The 21,704-nt window shown below is 68.5% G+C and carries 23 protein-coding genes; 18 read left to right on the top strand and 5 right to left on the bottom strand.

Annotated elements, in window-relative coordinates; translation table 11 throughout:
- Position 1: 1 nt before the first annotated feature.
- Positions 2-1,162 carry a glutamine-hydrolyzing carbamoyl-phosphate synthase small subunit gene (gene carA / locus WC555_RS02025; RefSeq protein WP_373250704.1) on the top strand — a complete coding sequence of 387 codons (1,161 nt, stop codon included), beginning with the start codon at positions 2-4 and terminating at the stop codon, positions 1,160-1,162.
- Positions 1,163-1,223: 61 nt separating this feature from the next.
- On the opposite strand, the gene WC555_RS02020 is transcribed toward carA, so the two are convergent.
- Entirely contained in the window at positions 1,224-1,490 is a 267-nt protein-coding gene (locus tag WC555_RS02020; protein WP_373250702.1) for a hypothetical protein, read from the bottom strand.
- A gap of 226 nt (positions 1,491-1,716) precedes the next feature.
- On the opposite strand from WC555_RS02020, the gene dnaG reads away from it, so the two are divergent.
- The 7 genes from dnaG (at position 1,717) to WC555_RS01985 (ending at position 10,094) form a co-directional block, all read left to right on the top strand.
- On the top strand, positions 1,717-3,582 hold the full coding sequence (gene dnaG / locus WC555_RS02015; RefSeq protein ID WP_373250700.1) for a DNA primase: 1,866 nt from the start codon (positions 1,717-1,719) through the stop codon (positions 3,580-3,582).
- 70 nt (positions 3,583-3,652) lie between these two features.
- Complete coding sequence (rpoD, locus tag WC555_RS02010) at positions 3,653-5,605, top strand: RNA polymerase sigma factor RpoD (protein ID WP_373250698.1); 1,953 nt, start codon at positions 3,653-3,655, stop codon at positions 5,603-5,605.
- A 334-nt stretch (positions 5,606-5,939) separates the two neighbouring features.
- Positions 5,940-6,683, top strand: coding sequence for an extensin family protein (locus WC555_RS02005; protein ID WP_373250696.1), 744 nt, complete (start codon positions 5,940-5,942; stop codon positions 6,681-6,683).
- Positions 6,684-7,008: 325 nt separating this feature from the next.
- Complete coding sequence (locus WC555_RS02000) at positions 7,009-7,725, top strand: hypothetical protein (RefSeq protein ID WP_373250694.1); 717 nt, start codon at positions 7,009-7,011, stop codon at positions 7,723-7,725.
- Between the two features lie 56 nt (positions 7,726-7,781).
- Positions 7,782-8,060 carry a hypothetical protein gene (locus WC555_RS01995; RefSeq protein WP_373250692.1) on the top strand — a complete coding sequence of 93 codons (279 nt, stop codon included), beginning with the start codon at positions 7,782-7,784 and terminating at the stop codon, positions 8,058-8,060.
- A gap of 393 nt (positions 8,061-8,453) precedes the next feature.
- A complete protein-coding gene (locus tag WC555_RS01990) occupies positions 8,454-9,122 on the top strand; it encodes a hypothetical protein (RefSeq protein ID WP_373250690.1) in 669 nt (222 codons plus the stop codon).
- 135 nt (positions 9,123-9,257) lie between these two features.
- Positions 9,258-10,094 (top strand): hypothetical protein, encoded by an 837-nt coding sequence (locus tag WC555_RS01985; protein WP_373250689.1) that lies wholly within the window; start codon positions 9,258-9,260, stop codon positions 10,092-10,094.
- A 33-nt stretch (positions 10,095-10,127) separates the two neighbouring features.
- Here the strand turns inward: WC555_RS01985 and WC555_RS01980 are convergent, their stop codons facing one another.
- Positions 10,128-10,733 carry a BRCT domain-containing protein gene (locus WC555_RS01980; protein WP_373250687.1) on the bottom strand — a complete coding sequence of 202 codons (606 nt, stop codon included), beginning with the start codon at positions 10,731-10,733 and terminating at the stop codon, positions 10,128-10,130.
- Between the two features lie 240 nt (positions 10,734-10,973).
- A complete protein-coding gene (locus WC555_RS01975; RefSeq protein WP_373250685.1) occupies positions 10,974-11,807 on the bottom strand; it encodes a family 16 glycosylhydrolase in 834 nt (277 codons plus the stop codon).
- A 170-nt stretch (positions 11,808-11,977) separates the two neighbouring features.
- Between WC555_RS01975 and WC555_RS01970 the strand changes: the two genes are divergently transcribed.
- Complete coding sequence (locus tag WC555_RS01970) at positions 11,978-12,514, top strand: hypothetical protein (RefSeq protein WP_373250684.1); 537 nt, start codon at positions 11,978-11,980, stop codon at positions 12,512-12,514.
- Positions 12,515-12,545: 31 nt separating this feature from the next.
- Positions 12,546-12,866, top strand: a complete 321-nt coding sequence (locus tag WC555_RS01965) for an Mpo1-like protein (protein WP_373250682.1) — start codon at positions 12,546-12,548, stop codon at positions 12,864-12,866.
- Here WC555_RS01965 and WC555_RS01960 read toward each other — a convergent pair.
- Positions 12,863-13,462 (bottom strand): 3D domain-containing protein, encoded by a 600-nt coding sequence (locus WC555_RS01960; protein WP_373250680.1) that lies wholly within the window; start codon positions 13,460-13,462, stop codon positions 12,863-12,865. The genes WC555_RS01965 and WC555_RS01960 overlap by 4 nt on opposite strands.
- A 219-nt stretch (positions 13,463-13,681) precedes the next feature.
- On the opposite strand from WC555_RS01960, the gene WC555_RS01955 reads away from it, so the two are divergent.
- The 4 genes from WC555_RS01955 to WC555_RS01940 all read left to right on the top strand — a co-directional run bounded on the left by WC555_RS01955 (position 13,682) and on the right by WC555_RS01940 (position 18,054).
- Entirely contained in the window at positions 13,682-14,266 is a 585-nt protein-coding gene (locus WC555_RS01955) for a glutathione S-transferase family protein (RefSeq protein WP_373250678.1), read from the top strand.
- A gap of 30 nt (positions 14,267-14,296) precedes the next feature.
- Positions 14,297-15,319, top strand: coding sequence for a S1/P1 Nuclease (locus tag WC555_RS01950; protein WP_373250676.1), 1,023 nt, complete (start codon positions 14,297-14,299; stop codon positions 15,317-15,319).
- A gap of 139 nt (positions 15,320-15,458) precedes the next feature.
- On the top strand, positions 15,459-16,895 hold the full coding sequence (locus tag WC555_RS01945; RefSeq protein WP_373250674.1) for a sulfotransferase: 1,437 nt from the start codon (positions 15,459-15,461) through the stop codon (positions 16,893-16,895).
- Positions 16,896-17,274: 379 nt separating this feature from the next.
- Entirely contained in the window at positions 17,275-18,054 is a 780-nt protein-coding gene (locus WC555_RS01940) for an RNA methyltransferase (RefSeq protein ID WP_373250672.1), read from the top strand.
- A 151-nt stretch (positions 18,055-18,205) separates the two neighbouring features.
- On the opposite strand, the gene WC555_RS01935 is transcribed toward WC555_RS01940, so the two are convergent.
- Positions 18,206-18,916: an NAD-dependent deacylase gene (locus WC555_RS01935; protein ID WP_373250670.1), complete on the bottom strand. Its 711-nt coding sequence runs from the start codon at positions 18,914-18,916 to the stop codon at positions 18,206-18,208.
- Positions 18,917-18,976: 60 nt separating this feature from the next.
- Here WC555_RS01935 and WC555_RS01930 point away from each other — a divergent pair, with 60 nt between their 5' ends.
- The 4 genes from WC555_RS01930 (at position 18,977) to WC555_RS01915 (ending at position 21,646) form a co-directional block, all read left to right on the top strand.
- Positions 18,977-20,083, top strand: coding sequence for an S-(hydroxymethyl)glutathione dehydrogenase/class III alcohol dehydrogenase (locus WC555_RS01930; protein ID WP_373250668.1), 1,107 nt, complete (start codon positions 18,977-18,979; stop codon positions 20,081-20,083).
- Between the two features lie 61 nt (positions 20,084-20,144).
- Positions 20,145-20,528: a VOC family protein gene (locus tag WC555_RS01925; RefSeq protein WP_373250666.1), complete on the top strand. Its 384-nt coding sequence runs from the start codon at positions 20,145-20,147 to the stop codon at positions 20,526-20,528.
- 48 nt (positions 20,529-20,576) lie between these two features.
- A complete protein-coding gene (fghA, locus tag WC555_RS01920; protein ID WP_373250664.1) occupies positions 20,577-21,416 on the top strand; it encodes an S-formylglutathione hydrolase in 840 nt (279 codons plus the stop codon).
- Positions 21,413-21,646: a hypothetical protein gene (locus WC555_RS01915; RefSeq protein WP_373250663.1), complete on the top strand. Its 234-nt coding sequence runs from the start codon at positions 21,413-21,415 to the stop codon at positions 21,644-21,646. Before fghA ends, WC555_RS01915 begins: the two co-directional genes overlap by 4 nt.
- Positions 21,647-21,704 lie beyond the last annotated feature (58 nt).

Below are 21,704 nucleotides of genomic sequence, written 5' to 3'. Positions count from 1 at the left end.
CATGACCACCCAGCTTCTTCCCGGCGTCACCGGCGTGCTCGCGCTCGCGGACGGAACCATCCTGCAAGGCCTCGGCTGCGGCGCCGCCGGCTCCGCCCTCGGCGAGGTCGTCTTCAACACGGCCATGACGGGCTATCAGGAGATCCTGACCGACCCGTCGTACATGAGCCAGATCCTGGTCTTCACCTTCCCCCATATCGGCAACGCCGGGACGAACGTCGAGGATCTCGAACAGATCGGCGGCGGCTCCGACACATCGGCGCGCGGCGCCGTGTTCCGCGATGTCCCGACCGATCCCGCCAACTGGCGGGCTGACAGTTCGTTCGACGACTGGATGAAGCGGCGCGGCGTAGTCGGCCTGGCCGGCGTCGACACCCGCGCCCTGACCGCCAGGATCCGCGACGGCGGCGCGCCGCATGCGGTGATCGCTCACGATCCGGACGGCAATTTCGACCTCGACGCCCTGGTCGCGCAGGCCAGGGCCTGGACGGGCCTGGTCGGCCTCGACCTCGCCAGACCCGCCTCGACGCTACAGGCGTTCGACTGGGACGAGGGATTGTGGGATTGGCCCGAAGGTCATCCGCGCGTCCACGCCGCTGACAAGTCGGTGGTGGTCGTCGACTACGGGGTGAAGCGCAACATCCTGCGGGCCCTGGCCTCGACCGGCGCGAAGATCACCGTAGTCCCGGCGACGACGACGGCCGAGGAGATTCTGGCCCGCAAGCCCGACGGCGTGGTCCTGTCCAACGGTCCAGGCGATCCGGCGGCGACGGGCGTCTATGCGGTGCCCGAGATCAGGAAGCTGGTCGAAAGCGGCACGCCCCTGTTCGGCATCTGCCTGGGCCACCAGATGCTGGCCCTCGCCCTGGGCGCGAAGACCATCAAGATGGATCAGGGCCACCACGGGGCCAACCATCCGGTGAAGGATCTGACCACGGGCAAGGTCGAGATCGTGTCGATGAACCACGGTTTCACCGTCGACCGCGACAGCCTGCCCGACGCGGTGACCGAGACGCATGTCAGCCTGTTCGACGGCACCAACTGCGGCATCGCGCTGACAGATCGCCCGGTGTTCAGCGTCCAGCACCATCCGGAGGCGTCGCCCGGGCCGACGGACAGCCTGTACCTGTTCCAGCGCTTCGCGGACTCGATGCGAGGCTGATTTCGATCCGGCGTCGCGCCGGTCGGTATCGCCCCGGGCGAGCGATGGCCGCGGGGTGACGTCAGGGGAGAGGCGCGAAACTCTTCTCTTCGCGCAGGGCGCTGGCCTTGCGCACGGCGACAGGGGCGGCATGCAGCCAGTAGTCGGCGTCCTCCAGCCGGTTCGAGCGCAGCCGTTCGGCCCCGCGCATACGCCTCAGGGCGGCGTTCTCCAGCAGCCTGGCGTGCAGGGCGCGAGGGGACAGGTCGTTGATGGCGGGCGAACCGGGGACAGCGACTGTGTCGGGACCTTGAGGCTCCACCGCCGGGCGGGCGATGCTCATAAACATGGGAGTCTTTCTCATTCTCGGGCGGAGCCACGGTCTTCGCCGCGCCCCCATCCAGACCCGCCCATCTTCACGAACGGTCGCATGGTTAATCCACAGGTCTGTGGACTGTTCCGTTATAATCGAAAAAATGCGCGCATATTCAGGCGCTTATCGCCGCGCTTTGGCCATTCTGGTTAATGAAAGGTAAAGGCCCCCAAAGCGGTGAGTCGCGCGCTATAAGGCGGACGTGCGCTTCGACGACCGCTTCCTTGAAGAACTGAAGGCCCGCCTTCGGCCGTCCGACATCATCGGACGGACGGTGAAGCTCAAGCGTCAGGGGCGCGAATACGTCGGCCTGTCGCCTTTCACCAAGGAGAAGTCGCCGTCCTTTTTCGTCAATGACGACAAGGGCTTCTTCCACGACTTCTCGTCCGGCAAGCACGGCGACGTCATATCCTTCCTGCAGGAGACCGAGCGGCTGTCCTTCGTCGAGGCGGTGCAGCGGCTGGCCGGCGAGGCGGGTATGGCCCTGCCGGCCGAGGACCCCCAGGCAGCCGAGCGCGAGGCCAGGAAGCAGGGCCTGACCGACTGGATGGATCTGGCCCAGAAATGGTTCGCCGCCAATCTGCGCCGCTCGCCTGGCAAGGCCGCGCGAGAATACCTCGAGAAGCGCGGCTTGCCCGAGGACCAATGGGAGCGCTTCGGCCTGGGCTACGCGCCCAACGACCGCGAGGGGCTGAAGAACGCGCTCATCCAGCGCGGCGCCCGGCCCGGGGATCTGGTCGAGGCCGGCATGCTGATCGCGCCGGAAGGAGGCGGCGCGCCCTACGACCGGTTCCGCGAACGGCTGATGTTCCCGATCCTCGACGCCCGGGGGCGGATCGTCAGCTTCGGCGGCCGGGCGATGAACCCCGACGACCGCGCCAAATATCTGAACGGCCCGGAGAGCCCGCTCTTCCACAAGGGTGCGACCCTGTACGGCCTGCCGGAGGCGCGGCGCATCCTCGGCGCCGAGTCGAAGTCTGATCAGGCCATCGTGGTGGTCGAGGGCTATATGGACGTGATCGCCTGCCACCGCGCCGGCATCCCCGCCGTGGCCCCCATGGGCACCGCCCTGACCGAAGAGCAGATGGAGCGGCTATGGCGCGTGTCGCACGAGCCGGTGCTGTGCTTCGACGGCGACGCCGCCGGACGCCGGGCGGCGTATCGCGCTATCGAGAGGGCTCTGCCTCAGCTGAAGTCGGGCCGCTCATTCCGCTTCGCCCTGCTGGAGGGCGGTCAGGACCCGGACGATATCTTGCGCGACAAGGGGGCGCCGGCGCTGCGCCAGGCCCTGGCGGCGACTCGGCCGTTCGCCGAGGTGTTGTTCGGCAAGGAGGCCGAGGTCGAGCCGCTGGACAGCCCCGAACGCCGTGCGGGTCTCAAAGGTCGCCTGCGTCAGGCCGCTTCGGCCATTCAGGACAAGGACCTGGCCGAACAGTATCGCCGCGACCTGTTCGACCGCTTCGACGCCCTGTTTCCGGCGCGCCGGGCGCCGGTGAACCAGCCTGCCCAGGCGGCTGGCGGGCGCTGGCGTCCGGGCCCGCCGCCCAAGCTGGGCCAGACGGCGGAAGGGGCGCAGGCGATGCAGTCGCTGTTCCGGTCGATCGAGCCGGTCGCAGCCGCCCTGGCCCATGGCGCGGTGGACGATCCCGAGCGGATGGACGCGCATCTTGAAGCCATCTCCGCCCACGGCTTCGGCGATCCGGCCCTGGACGGACTGGCGCAGGAGATGGTTCGCCTGCGCTTCTCGGGTCAGGACCTTGACTCCGCTGCCCTCCGACGCCATCTGGCGCAATCGGGTCATAGCGTTTTGATGCACGAGGTCGAGAAGGCGGCGGCAAAGTCCGGCGCGCCCTTCCTGGCCACAGACAAGCCCCTCGGCGAGGCGCGGATCCGATGGTCGCAGGCGTTCGACGCGTTGATTCGCGTGGCGGCGCTGGAGGATGCCCTAGGCTCGACGGCAGGCACGCCGGGCCAGGACGAAGCGTTTCGCCGGCTGAAAGCCGAGCGGGATGCTTTGCGTCGCGCGATCAAAACCGGAGAGATTTGGGAAGACAGCGCGGGCTCGTAACCAACGAACCCGCCACACGTTGTATTTGGCGGACGGCCTGATCAGCCGCTCCACCCGGAGAAGAGACCGTATGAGCGCCCAGACCGAGACGCAGGAAACCGAAGCCCAGAGTGACGGTCCGCTGCTCGACCTTACCGACGCCGGGGTGAAGAAATTCATCAAGCAGGCCAAGGCGAAAGGCTATGTGACGATGGAGGATCTGAACAAGGTCCTGCCGTCCGAAGAGGTCACGCCGGATGCGATCGAGGACACGCTGGCGATGCTGTCCGAGATGGGTGTCAATGTGGTGGAGGCCGAGGAAGACGCGGCCGAGACCACCGAGAAGGAGGGCGGCGAGGTCGTCGAGCGCGCGGAGACGAATGTCGCCGAGGCGCCGGCCAAGGCCGCCTATGACCGCACCGACGACCCGGTACGGATGTATTTGCGCGAGATGGGCTCGGTCGAGTTGCTGAGCCGCGAGGGCGAGATCGCGATCGCGAAACGGATCGAGGCGGGCCGGGATGCGATGATCTCGGGCCTGTGCGAAAGCGCGCTGACGTTCGAGGCCATCATGGTGTGGCGCGACGAACTGGCCAACAACCGCATCCTGCTGCGCGAAGTGATCGATCTGGATGCGACGTACGGCGTGCTGAACCCCTCGTCCCTGCCGCACAACCAGCCGCCCGCCGGGACGGTGGTCGAGCCCGCCCCGCCCGAAGAGGGGGCCGAGCCGAAGGCGGAGGACGACGAGGAGGACGAGGACTTCGATGATGGCGGCGGGATGTCGATCTCGGCGCTGGAGGCGGAGCTGCGGGATGGGGTGATGGAGGTGCTGGACGCGGTGGCCGGCGACTTCGGGAGCTTCCGCAAGCTGCAGGACAAGCTGGTGGAGAGCCGGCTGAAGGGGGAGGCGCTCAGCGCCAAGGACCAGAAGGCCTATGATACGCTGACGGCCACCATCTCGGGCCGGCTGAAGACGATGAAGCTGAACAACCACCGCATCGAGGCGCTGGTCGAGCAGTTGTACGCCATCAACAAGCGGCTGATGGGTCTGGAAGGCCGGCTGCTGCGCCTGGCCGACAGCTACGGCATCTCGCGTCCGGAGTTCCTGAAGTCCTATTTCGGCGCCGAGCTGGATCCGACCTGGGCCGACCGGGTCAAGGAGATGGGCGTCCGCTGGACCAAGTTCAGCGACAACGAACAGGCCCAGATCGCCCAGATCCGCGGCGACGTCGCCGCCGTGGCCACCGAGGCCGGCCTGCCCATCGACGACTACCGCCGCATCGTCCAGACGGTGCAGAAGGGCGAGCGCGAGGCCCGTCAGGCCAAGAAGGAAATGGTCGAGGCCAACCTGCGCCTGGTCATCTCCATCGCCAAGAAATACACCAACCGCGGCCTGCAATTCCTTGATCTCATTCAGGAAGGCAACATCGGCCTGATGAAGGCGGTCGACAAGTTCGAGTACCGCCGCGGCTACAAGTTCTCGACCTATGCGACCTGGTGGATCCGTCAGGCCATCACCCGCTCGATCGCCGACCAGGCGCGGACCATCCGCATCCCGGTGCACATGATCGAGACGATCAACAAGATTGTCCGCACCAGCCGCCAGATGCTGCACGAGATCGGCCGCGAGCCGACCCCGGAAGAGCTGGCCGAAAAACTGGCCATGCCGCTGGAGAAGGTGCGCAAGGTCCTCAAGATCGCCAAGGAGCCGATCAGCCTTGAAACGCCCATCGGCGACGAGGAGGACTCCCATCTGGGCGACTTCATCGAGGACAAGAACGCCATCCTGCCGATCGACGCGGCCATCCAGTCGAACCTGCGCGAGACCACGACCCGCGTGCTGGCGTCGCTGACGCCGCGCGAGGAGCGGGTGCTGCGCATGCGCTTCGGCATCGGCATGAACACCGACCATACGCTGGAAGAGGTCGGCCAGCAGTTCTCGGTCACCCGCGAGCGGATCCGGCAGATCGAGGCCAAGGCGCTGAGAAAGCTGAAGCATCCGTCGCGGTCGCGGAAGCTGCGGAGCTTCCTGGACAGCTAGGGATGAGGGATCAGGGATGAGGGATGAGGGATGAGGGGCGGCTCGCAAGGGCCGCCCTTTTTTCTGGCCGCCTGCCGGGGCGAAGGGCGCTGGTTCATCACAAAGGGCACGAAGAATACACAAAGAACACAAAGGGTTCGGCGTGGCTGAGACAGCCGGACCCGCGTCGATCCTTAAGGCGGCGAAGCCGCAAGTCGAGGACGGCCGCGTTAAACCTCGATCGGGCCCCATCCTCGGTCTCTTCGTGTCCTTTGTGTATTCTTCGTGCTCTTTGTGATGAACCTTCCGACCCCGCCCCAGGCTCCGTCGCCGGGAATCAGCTAGCCTCCCGTCCATGTCTGCCGCGTTCCGCCGTATCGCCACCGCCGTCTCGACGGCCCTGTTGCTGGCCGGGTGCAGCCCCATGCTGCCCGAGCGATCCGCCCCCGCCCGCTATCCGGCCGCGCCGTCGCGGACCGAGGCGCCGCTGGTCGGGGCGCTGATCGATCAGCCGATCGGCGGCGGCACGCAGGCGGCGGTGCTCCGCGAGAGCGCCGGGCTGCAACAATGCATGGCGCAGCTGACGGCCGCGCGCGTCAGCTTCCATCCCACGCCCGACCGGTCGACCACGGCCACCTGCGGCCTCAGCGCGGGGGGCGTGCTGGGGCCGGACATGGGGACCGTGGCGCGCATGGCCCCCGGCGACGTCGAGATGACCTGCCGCACGGCCCTGGCCCTGAGCGTCTGGCGGCGGCAGTCGGTGGAGCCGGCGGCGCGCGAGATCCTGGGGTCCGACGTGGTCCAGATCGATCACATGGGCGCCTACGCCTGCCGCAACGTCAATAACGGCGGGGTCAGCGGCCGGGTCAGCGCCCATGCCCAGGCGGCGGCGCTGGACTTCGCCGGGGTGCGGCTGCGCGACGGGCGGCGGATCACGGTGGCGGCCGACTGGACCGGCGACGGGCCCGAGGCGCGCTTCCTGCGCCGCATCCGCGACGACGCCTGCCGCATCTTCGGCACGACCCTGAGCCCCGAGTACAATGCGGTCCACGCCGATCACCTGCATCTGGAGGCGACGGAGACGCGGTTCTGTCGGTAGGGGCGGGGAGCGCCGGCGGCGGGCGGAGGCGTGCGCGTCAGCGCGAGCCGGTTCATCACCAAGGGCACAAAGGACTCACAAAGGACACGACGGGGCCGGTGCGAACTTCGTGTCCTTCGTGGCCCCTTGGTGTCCTTTGTGAAGAACCTAGGCAAGCCGCCGCCAACGCGAGGTCGGACGGAATGACGCTTCGCGTCGGCAGGCTTCGGCCGGGTGGGAATTCGACGACGGAAAAAGCGCGACTTCGACGACGTCCGGCGCGATTTGGAAGATCACGGATACGCCTGCGTCCGATTCTGACGCAGGCCCGTGGTCGGCTGTCGCCATGGAGCATTTCCGTCTGAGAAAATATCGCGGCCCCGAGGTCTGGGCGCGGGTGCGGCAGGCCTATGAGGCCGGCGAGAGCGGGCCGTCGGTAGTCCAGCGGTTCGACGTCAGCCTGGCCAATCTGCGCAAGAAATGCCGGCTGGAAGGCTGGTCGCGCCGGCATCAGGCCGAGCGCGCGGACCGCGACCTGCCGGGCGGGCGGATGGCGGCCGTCGGCGCCGCCGACCCCGACCGCGACCGGCCGGACGGGGCTGAGCCGGGACCGGAGGGCGCCGCCCCCGGCGACGGGTTGTCGCGGATCGACTCGCCCACGGTGCGGCGCCGCGCCCTGGCCCGCGCCGACGCCCTGCTGGCCGCGGGCCGGGCCGCCGAGGCCCTGGTCCAGTTGAAGGCGGCGGAGGCCCTGGCCCGGCTGGGCGAGGCCGAGAGCGAGGCGGCGGCGATGGAGACCTGGGAGGAAGACAATGCGGCGGTGCGCCTCAAGGTCGGCCAGATCATCGAGGCCCGCGCCACCGAACTGGCCCACACCATGCTGGCCGAGGGCGTCCGACCCGGCGTGCGCTGGGGCGGCTACGCCCTGCGCTGGCGGGCCGCGACCTATGGGGCCGAGGCGGCGGAGGCGGACCGGCGCACGGCCGAGGGAGAGGGGTGGGCGGACCGGTACTGGGACGCGGATGGGAGGCTGCGGGCGCGGGAGCCGGGGGAGATGGAGTAGGGGGCGAAGCTGAAACCCGCCGGCTGGAGGACTACCGGGGGCAACGCGGGCGCGAGATGGCCGAGGCCCTGCTGAGGGACCGGGGCTATGACATCGCCGACCGCTGGGCCGCCTCGGCCCTGCGCTGGCGCGCCCGGGTTCTGGGCCCCGAACAGGCCGAGCGCGACTTCGTCCGCGGCGTCGAGGGCGGCTGGGCGGCGCGCTACCGGGACGAGGACGGGCGGCTGTGGCCGGCCGTATCGCCGAACAGTCCGTCGGGCCGGATGCAGGAGCAACACTTGCGCCTGTGCAAGGGGCGGCGGCAGCACGGCATGGACTGGGAGGAGGAGGTGTGAGGGGGGCCACCCGCCGCGAAGCGGGCGAGGGGGTTGGGCCCCATGATGCACCACTGGCGCGCCGAACAACTGGGCCCCGAGACGCCGCCCGCGAGCACGGCCGGGCCGTGGCCGAGGGGAGGGGCCGGTTATTACTGGGACGAGGCCGGGGTGCTGCTGCCGCTGGAACCGTCGGTGATTGGGATGGTGCGCTGGCCTGGGGCGGGGCGGGGGAATGAGGGACGTTTTGCGTTAGCGGCAGTCACCGGCTGGCTATCCCGAAGCCGACACCCGAACTCCTGTCCCGACTACCATCACTCGATGCAAGCGCGACGATTTCGGCTGGTCCGGCCCGCGCATTGAGCGAACCGTGTTCGCGTGCCACCCTGACGCGATTAGGGAGGCCGTGGGCGAATGTCTGAAAATCTTGAGCCGGGGAGCGATGAGCTGCGCGACATGGTGGAAAGTCACTGGCGCACCCTTATCCGGCTCGCCGGGGTCAATCCCCAAATGGCTGGCGAGGCGGTGTTTCGCTTCGAGGCCCTCATTGAGGAGATGGCGGCGGACTACACTCACGATCGGGGGGCGTCGTTTCGAAGCAGTCTGCGCGCCCTTCGAAGCGAGTATGCTGAGTGGGAGCGAACCGACCCCGACGGTCTACGAGAGAAGTTGAAGGTCACAGGCGGCGGTCGAGGCGAAGCGACCGCATGGCTCGCAAACCTCGAAACGCCCGCCAGCGTCGACCTCAAGGATCAACAGGATGTCTTTTTTCGAGAGTTGTTAGTGAACGGGATCTCCAACCGAAGAACATTTCAGGCTCGGTGGGAGCAGTTCATTGCGCAGTTGCAGGCCCAAGTAGCCCATCTTCCCCAGGCTGAGCAGGACGGGATCATGACGCGCGTCGTCATACGCAACGCCGAGTACATGGCGCTCGCACAGAACGACCGGGAAGCACTGGAAGCCATACTGGGCGTCCACCGGCCCTCGGCGGGCTCCTCCCAAGTTGCGAGCGTGATCGTTGATACGGCAGTTCGCGCGACGATTTGGCAAGGCATTGGCGCCCTGTTCAGAGCGTTCAGATAGATGCCTCGCCTACCGAGCTTCGCGGTTCAGGCTGCGTTAAACGCAAGAAGCAGATGTTCTCTTCGATTGTGAAGTGACCGCCTCAGTGTACCTTCTCCAAGAGGTGGCCGATCTGGGCGGATGACGGACTTCGAAATGACCGACAAGGCCCACGATCTTTCGGCTCACACTGACCTTCCGCTCGTCGAAGCCATAGTCGCGTTCGAACCCGGCGTAATGGCTTGGACCCGGCAGCATGGCGGCGACTATCTCGCTCTCGCGGAGGAGGCCGTGAACATGTTCGGCATACCTCTTCAGAATGTTCGTAACGACTGCGGCCTGTTCGCCGGCGCCTTGGCCAGCGTGCGTAAATCTGCCGCCCTAGCCTTCCTGTCGGGCCTTCGAAACCATCGCGTAGAGATGGCTTCCAACCTTCGCCTGCTGATCGAAAGCACGTGCCTGATGGGATATCTCGCGGCTCATCCCGATGGTGGGCCGAAGTGGAAAATCGATGATGAGGGCCGCCTGTCAAAGCCCGGCGACATAAGCAAGGCGTCCTACAAATGGGTGGGCGAGAAATACTCCTTCCTCTCCGCTCCTCTCAAAGCGAGAAAGGATTTGCTCAACCAGGGCTGGGTTCACGCCAACGTGGCGAACAGCATTGTCCTGTTCAACTACGAGGCCTTCGCTGCGGGGAAGGGCATGACATCGCTATTCGATGAACAGGACGAGCAATGGGCCCAAATGAACATGAGCGACGTAGGCAACTGTGTCGTCTTCGCCCTGATGATGCTCGTGATGGTCTCGACCGAATTCAAAGTGACTGAGATGCCCGACGGCATGTTCGACAAGGTGCAGGCTCTCGACGTTCGTCGGGTCGAACTAAACGACCGGATTAACAAAGCGTTGGGCTCAAATGTGGACGGGGAACTGGCTGGCTTCAGGACCGGCATCGCGTTCGGCGTAATGTCGTCCGAAAGCGGACGCTCCTAACCACCGCCTTGCGTTCGAAGCCGACGCCCCCCCTTACAAATGCCGCGTCCAGTGTTCCTCCGACACGATCGCGATCGGCGCCCCGTGATCGCGCCAGTCGCTGGCCTGCAATATCTTGTTTCCGAAAGACGAGTGTTTCCACGACTCGGTGGCGTAGGCACCGACCACGAGTACCTCGGTCTTGCGGCTGAGGCCGCCGCAGAGGCCGCCGCGCTGGGTCACGGCCTGTTCGCAGTGTTTGCGCTGGCCGTAGATGAAGGTCCCGGTGAAACAGTAGGTCCGGCTTTGGAACGACAGCGTCGGGGCGGGGTCGCAGAGTGGCAGGGTGGAGGATTTCAGCACCTCCCCCAGTTCGAAATCGCGGCTGGAGAAGCTGTTCAGGGTCTCCAGCAGCGTCGCCTTCTCTTCGGCGTCGAGGACGCCGTCGGCCAGGACCTCATTGATGCGGCTGTAGAGGGTGCGGATCACGGGCTGTTCGCTGACGGCGACATTGGCGGCCAGCCATTTCTGCAGAAACTCGACCTCGGCCTGGTTGAGGTCGCCGTCGGCGGCGACGCCGCGCGCGAGGCCCACGAGCTCGTCGATCTGGCGGGATGTGATCCGGTCTCCGCCGAGACGATTGATCAGCGCTTCATCCATGGTCGGCCCCCGCTTCCGTGGCCGGAGCGTAGCGCAACTTTTTCGAGTGGACGAGGGGTGGTGGTATCGCGCGACCCTTCTCCCCTCGGGGGAGAAGGTGGGCGGCGAAGCCGCTCGGATGAGGGGGCTTGATGGCGGGAACCGGCTGTCACGAGTCCGGGCCCGGCAGCCCCCTCATCCGGCCCTTTGGGCCACCTTCTCCCCCGAGGGGAGAAGGGACGGGGTGGTCGGCCGGATTGCTTATTCCGCCTGCCATACCCGGACCCAGTCCACCTCCATCCGCTGCGGGAACGATCCGTCGTCCACGCCTTCCTCGCCGCCCCAGTCGCCGCCGACGGCGATGTTGAGGATCAGCTGGAAGGGCTGGTCGAAGGGCCAGGCGGGCTTGCCCGTGCGCTCGTTGGCGAAGCGATAATACTCGACGTCGTCGAGGGCGAAGACGATGGCGTCGGGGGTCCAGCGGACCTGATAGCGGTGGAAGGCGTCGCAGGCGTCGGGGACCCGGATCCCGGCGCCGCGCTGGGTCTTGGCGACGTGGTTGTAGGCGCCGGTGTGGACCGTGCCGTGGACCACGCCGGGGCGGTGGCCGACGTGCTCCATGATGTCGATCTCGCCGTCCTCGGGCCAGGCCTCGAGCGCGGTCGGCAGCATCCAGACAGCCGGCCATGAGCCGCGTCCGCACGGGAGTTTGGCGCGGACCTCGAAGACGCCGTACGTCCACCCCGGGCCGCGGCTGACCATGCGGGCGGAGGTGTAGTCCTGGCCGCCGTGGTCGGGGAAGGCGGCGGGGTCGAGGCGCTCGCGGCGGGCCTCGATGATCAGGCGGCCGGCCTCGACGCGGGCGTTTTCGGGGCGGGCGTCGGCGTAGTACTGGGCCTCGTTGTTGTACCAGCCGGTGCGGTTGGCGCTGGTGTCGAAGGTCCAGCGGGCGGGGTCGGGCGGGCCGTCGGCGTCGAACTCGTCGGCCCAGACGAGGCGGTGGCCCTCGGGGGCGGAGGGCTGCGCCGGCGCGGGCTGGGCCAGGGCGGCGGGGGCCAGGGCGAGCAGGGCGGCGGCGAGGGCGAGGGGGCGCATGGACGATCCTCCGCGCGCCGGGGCGGCGCGGGCGGAAGGATAGACCGGACGCGGCGAGGGGCGAAGGGGTCGGGGGCTCGCGCCCGGACGCTCTCCGACCCGTGTTCCGTCAATGGACTTCCGGCCCGGGGCGCGGCATCCTCGGGGTCTCGTCCGCGGGGATGGCCGCCATGTTCAGTCTCGTGCATCTCAAGCGCCGCCTGGGCCAGTATGCGGCCCTGTGGGTCGGGGGCTTCCTGCTGGCCGGGGCGGCGATCCTGGCCGGGACGGGGTTCACCGACCTGATGACGGCGGTCGACGGGGTGCTGCCGGTGCTCATGCTGGCGGCGGCGCTGGGGCTGGGGGCCGGGGTGGTCGCCAGCCTGCTGTCGGGCGAGACGGTGGGGACCAAGCTGGTGGTGGGGCTGCTGGCCGTGGTGCTGGCCCTGCCGCTGCTGTGGGCGCCGGTGTCGGCGGCGGTGGCGATCGCCTTCCTCGCCGACCGGTCGATCGAATATTCCCAGGCCTATGCGGCGTTCCAGATCGGGGTGGCGCGGGTGCTGTTCCCGCTGAGCCAGGCGATCGGCGACGGCGACCTGTTCGGCTGGATGTGGACGGCGTTCCAGTGGGTGTCCAGCCTGGTGGGCTTCGTCTCGGCCCTGAGCAACATCTGGCCGCTGCTGCGGCGGGTGCTGGGGCCCGAGCCGGCGGCGGGGTCCGAGGCTTGACCGTGGCGCGGCGCGGGGAGAGGCTGTCGCCATGACCAGCCAGCCCGCGCCCGGCGAACGGTTCGCCTCGTTCAGCCAGTTCTATCCGTACTATATCCACGAGCATTCGAACCGGACGTGCCGGCGGATCCATGTGGTGGGGTCGGGGCTGGTGATCGGGGCGCTGGCGCTGGGGCTGACGGTCAGCGCCTGGTGGTTCCTGGCCATGCCGCTGGTCGGCTACGGCTTCGCCTGGACGGGGCATTTCTTCTTCGAGAAGAACCGGCCGGCGACGTTCAAATATCCGCTGTGGAGCCTGATGGGCGACTGGCGGATGTTCTTCGAGACCGTCAGCGGCCGAAGGAAATTCTAGTTCGAACCGGCGTGGGTCGGGGTCGAGGCCATCAGGGTGGTCTGGCTGGGCTGGCGGTCCCACGAGGGCGGGCAGCCGTCGAAGCGGCCGGCGTCGACGATGGTCAGGCGGCGCTGGTTGAAGCGCATGGCCGGGGCCATCGAGCCGCGGCCGTGGCCGGTGTAGAGGTCGATCTTCTGGCCCTTGATCGCGCCGCCGGTGTCGGAGGCGTACCAGTAGCCGTCGTGGATGGCGCCGTCCGGCATGCGCATGCCGACCGTCTCGCGGATGAACAGGCGGGTGCGGCGGGGGATGTAGCGGGGGTCGACAGCGACCGTGCGCATGGCGATCGGACGGCAACCGAGGCTGTCGTTCCCCGTCGCTCCGCCGCCGCCGGCATGATAAAGATTGGCGCGGGCGCTCCAGTCGGCGTCGCCGTCCATCAGGGCCTGCTGTTCGGCGCTCAGGGCGCCGCTGTCGGAACCTTCGTCAGGGGAAACGGTTGATACGGCGACCCGGTCGGCTGCGACCGCGGCTTCGTAGGATACCGGCTCTCCACCCTGTGCGGGGAAGGCCATCGCCCAGATCAGGGCGAACGCAGCGGCTGTGCCGAGCATGAGGCGGACTCACGGAAACGTCGGCCCCATACGCGTCCGACGACCGGCTTGTCGTTCCCAAATGCGGCGAAAACCAGACATCGATGCTGCGCTGCGACATCGCGACCGGTTCTTCCGTGGATAAGTGGGGCTTGTGATGGTCAATTCGAATCTCGTTTGGTCAACGGGACGAAGGATGTAAGCTGTATTCGTCAGCAACAAAAACTATGCTGGGGTGCGATGCTTACTGTCTACGGAGATATTCGCTCCGGAAACTGTTTGAAGGTCAAGTGGTTGCTCGACCGGCTGGGGCGTGATTATCGATGGATCGAAACCGATGTCATGTCCGGCGTGACGCGCAGCCCGGAATTCCTGGCCCTGAACCCCGCCGGACAGACGCCGACGGTGGTGCTGGCGGACGGCCGGGCCCTCGCCCAGTCCAATGCGATCCTCGGCTATTTCGGGGAGGGGACGCCGTTCATTCCCGCGGACGCCTACGACCGCGCGCGGATGTACGAGTGGCTGTTCTGGGAACAGTACAGTCATGAGCCGTATATCGCGGTGGTCCGGTTTCAACGGGTCCTCGCCGGCAAGCGGGCGGACGAGATCGAGCCGCGGCTGATGCAGCGCGGCCATGCGGCGCTGGCGCGGATGGAGGCGGCGCTGACGGACCGCGAATGGCTGGTCGGGGATGGGCCGAGCCTGGCCGACCTGGCCCTGGTCGCCTACACGCGCGTGGCGCACGAGGGGGATTTCGACCTGGCCGCCTATCCCGCCGTCGTCGCATGGATCGGGCGGGTGGAGGCCGCCTTCGGGATACGCTAAGGCGGGCGGGTCATTCGCCGGAGTCCCCCCATGAAGCGTCTCGTCCTCGCCGCCTTCGTTCTTGTCGCCGCCGGCGGGGTCGCGCTGCAGGCCGACGCCTGGGGCAATACCGGCCACCGGCTGATCGGCGTCGCCGCCGTGCGTGGGCTGACGGACGAGATGCCGGCCTTCCTGCGCACGCCGGGCGCGGCCGCCGAGGTCGGGGAGCTGTCGCGCGAGCCGGACCGCACCAAGGGCGGCGGCCAGCCGCATGACCGCGAGCGCGACACCGCCCACTTCATCGACATGGATGACGCCGGCCGGATCATGAATGCGAGCGGGCCGTCGATCGACGCCTTGCCGCGCCTGAAATCGGAATATGACGCGGCGCTGCTGGCGGCGGGGATGGACGTCGATGACGCCGGCTGGCTGCCCTACGCCATCATGGACGGCTATCAGCAGCTGGTGCGCGACTTCGCCACCTGGCGGGTGCTGAACGCCGCCGAGGCGCGCGAACGGGATCCCGGCAAGCGGGCCTGGTACCGCGAGGACCGGCAGCGGCGCGAGGCCCTGATCCTGCGCGACATGGGCTATCTGGGCCACTATGTCGGCGACGGGTCGCAGCCGCACCACACCACGATCCATTACAATGGCTGGTCGCGCGACGTTCCCAATCCCGAGGGCTTCACCACCTCGCGCCAGACCCACGGCGCCTTCGAGGGCGCCTTCACCGGGCGGGTGGCGCGGCTGGACGCGGTCGAGGCGGCCATGACGGCGCCGACGCTGGACGGGTTCGATCTGCGCGCGCGGGTTCCGGCCTATCTGAAGACCACCCTGGCCGAGGTCCGGCCCTTCTATGTGCTGGAGAAGGCGGGCGGCTTCGGCGAGGGCGACGCCCGCGGCGCGGCCTTCGCGACGGCGCGGCTGGCGGCGGGGGCGTCGGAGCTGCGCGACCTGTATGTGCTGGCCTGGCGCGACTCCGCCGATGACTCGATCGGCTGGCCGGCGGTCAAGGTCGCCGAGGTCGAGGCCGGGACGACGGACCCGTGGCTGGCCATGTACGGCGAGGACTGATCCATTCTCCGTGCATCCCCGCGAAGGCGGGGACCCAGTTCTTTCGTGAGGCAGACCGCATGGGATGGCCGTCGGTGAGAACAGTCTGGCGCCGATCGCCCAAAGCACTGGGTCCCCGCCTTCGCGGGGATGATCGGTCATGAGTATCGACCCGGCCGAAGCCCTGATGGCCATCGCCTCGCGCCTGCGCGGGGCGGGGCGGGCCCCGGAGGCGGCGACGGCCTATCGCCAGCTGCTGGCGCTGCGGCCCGACCTGCCGGACAGCTGGTTCAACCTGGCCCTGATGGAGCGCCGGTCGGGGCGGTTCGAGGCCGCGCTGGCGGCCTATGCCGAGGCCTTGCGGCGCGGTGTGTCGGGGCCGGAGGAGGCGTGGCTGAACCGGGGCGTGATCCACGCCGACGACCTGGGCCGGCCCGATCTGGCGCTGAAGGATCTGGAGGCGGCGCTGGCGATCCGGTCCGACTGGCTGCCGGCGCTGCTGAACCTGGGCAATCTGCACGAGGACATGGGGCGGCGGGAGGCGGCGCGCGACGCCTATGCGCGGGCACTGGCCGTGGCGCCGGATCATCCCGTGGCGCTGGCGCGGTCGGCGGGGCTGGCGCGGCCGTCGGGTCCGGACGATCCCGTCATTCAGGGTCTGCGCAGGGCTTTGGCCCGGCCGGACCTGCATCCCGATGATCGGGCGGAACTGGGCTTCGCCCTGGGCAAGGCGCTGGATCAGGTCGAGGCGTATGACGCCGCCTTCGAAGCCTGCGCCGCCGCCAACGCCGCCAGCCGGGCCGCGGACCCGGACGGGGCCGTCTATGACCGGGCGGGGCATGAGCGGTTCATCGACCGGCTGATCGCCGTCTTCGCCGAGCCCGCGGCGCCGGGCCCGGGGTCGGGCGAGGCGCCGGTGTTCATCTGCGGCATGTTCCGGTCGGGCTCGACCCTGGCGGAGCAGATCCTGGCGGGACACAGCCGGGTCACGGCGGGTGGGGAGCTGGGGCTGGTCCCGGGGCTGGCGCGGACGCTGGAGCCCTATCCCGAGGCCGTGACCCCCGAGGCCGTCGCTCGTCTGCGGGACCTGTATCTGGAGGGGCTGAACGCCGCCCGGCCCGGCGCCGACGTGGTCACCGACAAGCGGCCCGACAACTTCCTGCACATCGGCCTGATCAAGGCGATGTTCCCGGCCGCGCGCATCGTCCACACCGTGCGCGACCCGCTGGATACGATCCTGTCGAACTGGTTCCTGCATCTGGACCGGTCGATGGCGCATGCGCTGGACCTGGACGATCTGGTCCACTGGCACGGCCAGTACCAGCGGCTGATGGCGCACTGGAAACGGCTGTATCCCGACATCCTCGACCTCGACTACGACGCGCTGGTGGCCGAGCCGCGGCCGGTGATCGAGGGCCTGCTGGGTCATCTGGGGCTGGCTTGGGAGGATGGTGTGCTGGACTTCCACAAGGCCGACACCGGGGTTCGCACCGCCAGCGTCTGGCAGGTGCGCGAGCCGCTGTACCGCCGGGCGTCAGGGCGGTGGCGGAATTATGAGACGCAACTGGACGGGGTGCGGGCGGCGCTGGGATTGTGATGCTTCGGGCCCCGAAGGGGGCCTTTCCGACCGCGAAGGTTCATCACAAAGGACACAAAGGAATCACAAAGAACACGACGGGACCGGGGATGCGTTCGGATCGGTGTCTTCTTCCGTCAGCTTCAGATTGCGGCTTCGCCGCATTGATCCGTTCAGGGCGTTGGCGTCGATCAGAGTCTTCCTCTCACGGCGGCGACGGCGGGTTCGGCTCTATCCTCCTCTCAGGACCCGTTGTGTCCTTTGTGATTCCTTTGCGCCCGTTGGGATGAACCCGCTTTCGCCGGGGCAAGGTGCGGAAGGTCCGTCATTGAAGTGACGATGGCTCTGGCCCGGCGCCGCCTTTCTCGACCCCCAGGCGGAGACGGGATATGTGCGTCGCATGTCCGATCTCCCACCCCCCGTCGTCATCCTCGACAAGTCGCAGATGGCCGAGAACATCGGCGCCGTGGCGCGGGTGATGGCCAATTTCGGGCTGACGGAGCTGAGGCTGGTCGCGCCGCGCGACGGCTGGCCGCAGGAGCGGGCCTGGGCCATGGCCTCGGGCGCCGACTGGGTGCTGGACGGAATCCGGGTGTTCGACAGCGTGGCCGAGGCCGTGGCCGACCTGAACACCGTCTTCGCCACGACGGCCCGGCCGCGCGAGACGCGCCAGCCGGTGCGCACCCCGCGCGAGGCGGCGCGGGCGCTGTACGACGACCGCGCCTCGGGGCTGGGCGTCGGCCTGCTGTTCGGCGGCGAGCGGGCCGGGCTGGAGACCTCGGACATCGCCCTGTGCCAGGGCATCGTCACCATCCCCATCGACCCCCGCCATCAGTCGCTGAACCTGGCCCAGGCGGTGGCGATCAACGCCTATGAGTGGCGCACCCTGGTGCTGGACGCGCCGCCGCCGAATTTCCGCGAGGGCGAGCCGCCGGCGTCGGGGGCGCTGATGCTGGGGATGTACGAGCATCTGGAGCGGGAGCTGGACGCCGCCGGCTTCTTCCATCCGCCGGAGAAATTCCGCTCGATGAGCCAGAACCTGCGGGTCATGCTGGGGCGGGCCGCGTTCACGGCGCAGGAGGTGGCGACCTTCCGGGGGGTGATCACGGCGCTGTCGAAGGGGCGGGGGCGGGTGCTGGCGCGGCTGGCGAAGAAGGCGGCGGGGGAACAGCCCAGGTGATGCCTTCTCCCCTTGGGGGAGAAGGTGGCCCGGAGGGCCGGATGAGGGGTCTGCCGGCCTCTCGCTCGTCGCCCGGCGGTCAGCGAATCGAAACAGCCCCCTCATCCGAGCGGCTCCGCCGCCCACCTTCTCCCCCGAGGGGAGAAGGAAGTCAGAGATTGTCCACGAACGCCGGCACGACTTGGGTGGCCGGACCGTAGCGGCCTTCGTCGAACCGACGGCGGCCCGGGGTCGGCTCAAGATTGAGTTCGATCGTGCGGGCTCCTGAGGCGCGGGCGGCCTCGACGAAGCCGGCGGCGGGCCAGACCGCGCCGGAGGTCCCGATGGCGACGAACAGGTCGCAGGCCGCCAGCGCGGTCTCGATGCGGTCCATCCGCAGAGGCATTTCGCCGAACCAGACGATGTGCGGCCGCAGCCGGCCCTGGGGATGGTGCGGCGAGGGCTCGGCGGGGGCGAGATCGCCGGGCCAGTCGCAGACCCGGCCGGTGCGGGTGCAGTGCGCTTTCAGCAGTTCGCCGTGCATGTGGACCAGTTCAAAGCCGCGGGCGGGCGGGGTCGCGGCGTGGGCGCGGTCGTGCAGGTCGTCGACGTTCTGGGTGACCAGCAGGAAGTCGCCCGGCCAGCGGGCGGCGAGGTCGGCGAGGGCGCGGTGGGCGGCGTTGGGCTGGACCTCGGCCAGCTGGCGGCGGCGGCGGTTGTAGAAATCCTGCACCAGCACCGGGTCGCGGGCGAAGGCCTCGGGCGTGGCGACGTCCTCGATGCGATGGCCCATCCACAGGCCGTCGTCGGCCCGGAAGGTGGGCACGCCGGACTCGGCGGATATGCCCGCGCCGGTGAGGATGACGAGGTTTTGGTGCGCCATGCGGTTCCATAGCATCGGCGGTCTGTCCTAGAAGAGCGGCAACGCACAGGAGCTCCGCCCATGAAAACCCGCGCCGCCGTCGCCTTCGAGGCCAAACGTCCGCTGGAGATCGTCGAGGTCGATCTGGAGGGGCCGCGCGCCGGCGAGGTGCTGATCGAGATCAAGGCGACGGGCATCTGTCACACCGACGCCTATACGCTGGACGGACTGGACTCGGAGGGGATCTTCCCTTCGATCCTGGGCCATGAGGGCGCGGGCGTGGTGGTCGAGGTCGGCCCGGGGGTGACCTCGGTGGCCGTCGGCGACCATGTGATCCCGCTGTACACGCCCGAGTGCCGGCAATGTAAAAGCTGCCTGAGCCGCAAGACCAATCTGTGCACGGCGATCCGCGCGACCCAGGGCAAGGGGGTCATGCCCGACGGCACCAGCCGGTTCAGCTACAAGGGCCAGGCCATCGCCCACTATATGGGCTGTTCGACCTTCTCGAACTTCACGGTTCTGCCCGAGATCGCGGTGGCGAAGATCCGCAAGGACGCGCCGTTCGAAAGCGCCTGCTACGTCGGCTGCGGCGTGACCACCGGCGTCGGCGCGGTGGTCAATACGGCCAGGGTGGAGCCGGGGGCCAACTGCGTGGTGTTCGGCCTGGGCGGGATCGGGCTGAACGTCATCCAGGGGCTGAAGATGGTCGGGGCCGACATGATCGTCGGCGTGGACATCAACGATGCGAAGGAAGAGTGGGGCCGGCGCTTCGGCATGACCCATTTCGTCAATCCGAAGAGCGTGACGGACGTGGTGGCGCATCTGGTCGAGCTGACCGGCGGCGGGGCGGACTACACCTTCGACTGCACCGGCAACACCACGGTGATGCGCCAGGCGCTGGAGGCCTGCCACCGCGGCTGGGGCGAGAGCATCGTCATCGGCGTGGCCGAGTCCGGCAAGGAGATCGCCACGCGGCCGTTCCAGCTGGTCACCGGCCGGGTGTGGCGCGGCTCGGCCTTCGGCGGGGCGCGCGGACGGACGGACACGCCGAAGATCGTCGACTGGTACATGGACGGCAAGATCGAGATCGATCCGATGATCACCCACACCCTGCCGCTGGAGCGGATCAACGAGGCCTTCGACCTGATGCATGCGGGCGAGAGCATCCGGTCGGTGGTGGTGTTCTAGCGGCTTGCGTCGCGGGTATAGTTGTTTAAAAAAACTGTCCTGAGATCAGGAGAGGGAAGCCATGTTCACCCACATCACCGTCGGCGCGAACGACATCGAGGCGTCGCGGACATTCTATGACGCCGTGTTCGGCGCGCTGGGCCTGGAGCCGGCCAGCGGACCGGACCCCAAGGGGCGCTACTGGTGGCGGACGGCGCGGGGCGCCTTTGCGGTCGGCAAGCCCATCGACGGCGAGCCGGCCTGCCACGCCAACGGCGGCACGATCGGTTTCGCGGCGAAGACGCCGGAGATGGTCAAGGCCTTCCACGACGCCGGGGTCGCCGCCGGGGGCAGGGCCATCGAGGACCCGCCGGGCGAGCGCACCGGCCCGTTCGGCACGCTGAACCTCGCCTATCTGCGCGACCCGTCGGGCAACAAGGTGTGCGCGGTGCACCGTCCCGGATAGCCGCTGCGCGGCTTCCGGGATGACAAGGAGGGCGCTAGAGGGTCGGCCATGGAAATCCTGAAGACCCACGCCGTCCACGGCGGAACCCTCCGTTACCTGCGGCACGACAGCGCGACCACCGGCACGCCCATGACGCTGTCGGTGTTCACGCCGCCGGGCGAGGGGCCGTTTCCGGTGCTGATCTGGCTGTCGGGCCTGACCTGCACCGAGGACAATTTCACCACCAAGGCCGGGGCCTATGCGGCGGCGGCGGCGCATGGGGTGATCATCGTCGCGCCGGACACCTCGCCGCGGGGCGAGGGCGTGGCCGACGATCCGGCCTATGACCTGGGGCAGGGGGCGGGCTTCTATGTCGATGCGACGCAGGCGCCGTGGGCCCCGCATTTCCGCATGGAGAGCTATGTCGTCGAGGAGCTGATCGGACTGATCGACGCCGAATTCCCGACCACGAAGGCGCGGTCGATCAGCGGCCATTCGATGGGCGGGCACGGGGCGCTGACGCTGGCGCTCAGGCATCCGCACCTGTTCCGGTCGGTCTCGGCCTTCGCGCCGATCGCCTCGCCGACGCGGTGCCCATGGGGGGAGAAGGCCTTCACCGCCTATCTGGGTCCGGACCGGGCCGTGTGGGAGGCGCACGATGCGGCGCGGCTGATCGAGAACGGGGTGGGCGAGGGGTGTTACGACGACATCCTGATCGACCAGGGCGACGCCGACGCGTTTCTGGTCGAGCAGCTGAAGCCGGAACTGCTGGTCCAGGCCGGGGCGGCGGCGGGCCAGAAGATCAGCCTGCGGATGCAGCCGGGCTATGACCACTCCTACTTCTTCATGGCCAGCTTCATCGCCGACCATGTCGCCTTTCACGCCGAAAGGCTTAAGGAGGGCGCATGACCGAGACACCCGCCGCCGATTACGCCCCGATGTTCGCCGCCCTGTGCGTCGAGGTCGGCATCTGCCTGCATCCCAAGGGCGAGACCAGGGTCAAGGCGGCGCTGGCCAACGGGCTGGACGCCGCGGTCCGGGCCGTGTTCGACGCCGAGGGGGTGGATTTCGCCTCCTCGACCGGCGACCTGCGCCGCGCCGTGCGCGACTGCCTGAAGGCGCATCTGCCACAGGCCTAGGGGAACGAAATCCCGCGGCCCGGCTTGGGTTCGGCGAGCGGGCGCCTAGATACGGGGC

The organism is Brevundimonas sp. (assembly GCF_041648615.1).
In the GTDB taxonomy this organism is placed as follows: Bacteria; Pseudomonadota; Alphaproteobacteria; order Caulobacterales; family Caulobacteraceae; genus Brevundimonas.
The sequence above is the reverse complement of the archived record's forward strand: the minus strand, read 5'-3'. Positions and strand labels throughout refer to the sequence as shown.

What these genes read in the sequence shown, in the direction of transcription:
- carA (WP_373250704.1), top strand. Translation starts at nt 2, where the DNA reads ATGACCACCCAGCTTCTTCCCGGCGTCACCGGCGTGCTCGCGCTCGCG.
- WC555_RS02020 (WP_373250702.1), bottom strand. Translation starts at nt 1,490, where the DNA reads ATGTTTATGAGCATCGCCCGCCCGGCGGTGGAGCCTCAAGGTCCCGAC.
- rpoD (WP_373250698.1), top strand. Translation starts at nt 3,653, where the DNA reads ATGAGCGCCCAGACCGAGACGCAGGAAACCGAAGCCCAGAGTGACGGT.
- WC555_RS02005 (WP_373250696.1), top strand. Translation starts at nt 5,940, where the DNA reads ATGTCTGCCGCGTTCCGCCGTATCGCCACCGCCGTCTCGACGGCCCTG.
- WC555_RS02000 (WP_373250694.1), top strand. Translation starts at nt 7,009, where the DNA reads ATGGAGCATTTCCGTCTGAGAAAATATCGCGGCCCCGAGGTCTGGGCG.
- WC555_RS01995 (WP_373250692.1), top strand. Translation starts at nt 7,782, where the DNA reads ATGGCCGAGGCCCTGCTGAGGGACCGGGGCTATGACATCGCCGACCGC.
- WC555_RS01990 (WP_373250690.1), top strand. Translation starts at nt 8,454, where the DNA reads ATGTCTGAAAATCTTGAGCCGGGGAGCGATGAGCTGCGCGACATGGTG.
- WC555_RS01985 (WP_373250689.1), top strand. Translation starts at nt 9,258, where the DNA reads ATGACCGACAAGGCCCACGATCTTTCGGCTCACACTGACCTTCCGCTC.
- WC555_RS01980 (WP_373250687.1), bottom strand. Translation starts at nt 10,733, where the DNA reads ATGGATGAAGCGCTGATCAATCGTCTCGGCGGAGACCGGATCACATCC.
- WC555_RS01975 (WP_373250685.1), bottom strand. Translation starts at nt 11,807, where the DNA reads ATGCGCCCCCTCGCCCTCGCCGCCGCCCTGCTCGCCCTGGCCCCCGCC.
- WC555_RS01970 (WP_373250684.1), top strand. Translation starts at nt 11,978, where the DNA reads ATGTTCAGTCTCGTGCATCTCAAGCGCCGCCTGGGCCAGTATGCGGCC.
- WC555_RS01965 (WP_373250682.1), top strand. Translation starts at nt 12,546, where the DNA reads ATGACCAGCCAGCCCGCGCCCGGCGAACGGTTCGCCTCGTTCAGCCAG.
- WC555_RS01960 (WP_373250680.1), bottom strand. Translation starts at nt 13,462, where the DNA reads ATGCTCGGCACAGCCGCTGCGTTCGCCCTGATCTGGGCGATGGCCTTC.
- WC555_RS01955 (WP_373250678.1), top strand. Translation starts at nt 13,682, where the DNA reads ATGCTTACTGTCTACGGAGATATTCGCTCCGGAAACTGTTTGAAGGTC.
- WC555_RS01950 (WP_373250676.1), top strand. Translation starts at nt 14,297, where the DNA reads ATGAAGCGTCTCGTCCTCGCCGCCTTCGTTCTTGTCGCCGCCGGCGGG.
- WC555_RS01945 (WP_373250674.1), top strand. Translation starts at nt 15,459, where the DNA reads ATGAGTATCGACCCGGCCGAAGCCCTGATGGCCATCGCCTCGCGCCTG.
- WC555_RS01940 (WP_373250672.1), top strand. Translation starts at nt 17,275, where the DNA reads ATGTCCGATCTCCCACCCCCCGTCGTCATCCTCGACAAGTCGCAGATG.
- WC555_RS01935 (WP_373250670.1), bottom strand. Translation starts at nt 18,916, where the DNA reads ATGGCGCACCAAAACCTCGTCATCCTCACCGGCGCGGGCATATCCGCC.
- WC555_RS01930 (WP_373250668.1), top strand. Translation starts at nt 18,977, where the DNA reads ATGAAAACCCGCGCCGCCGTCGCCTTCGAGGCCAAACGTCCGCTGGAG.
- WC555_RS01925 (WP_373250666.1), top strand. Translation starts at nt 20,145, where the DNA reads ATGTTCACCCACATCACCGTCGGCGCGAACGACATCGAGGCGTCGCGG.
- fghA (WP_373250664.1), top strand. Translation starts at nt 20,577, where the DNA reads ATGGAAATCCTGAAGACCCACGCCGTCCACGGCGGAACCCTCCGTTAC.
- WC555_RS01915 (WP_373250663.1), top strand. Translation starts at nt 21,413, where the DNA reads ATGACCGAGACACCCGCCGCCGATTACGCCCCGATGTTCGCCGCCCTG.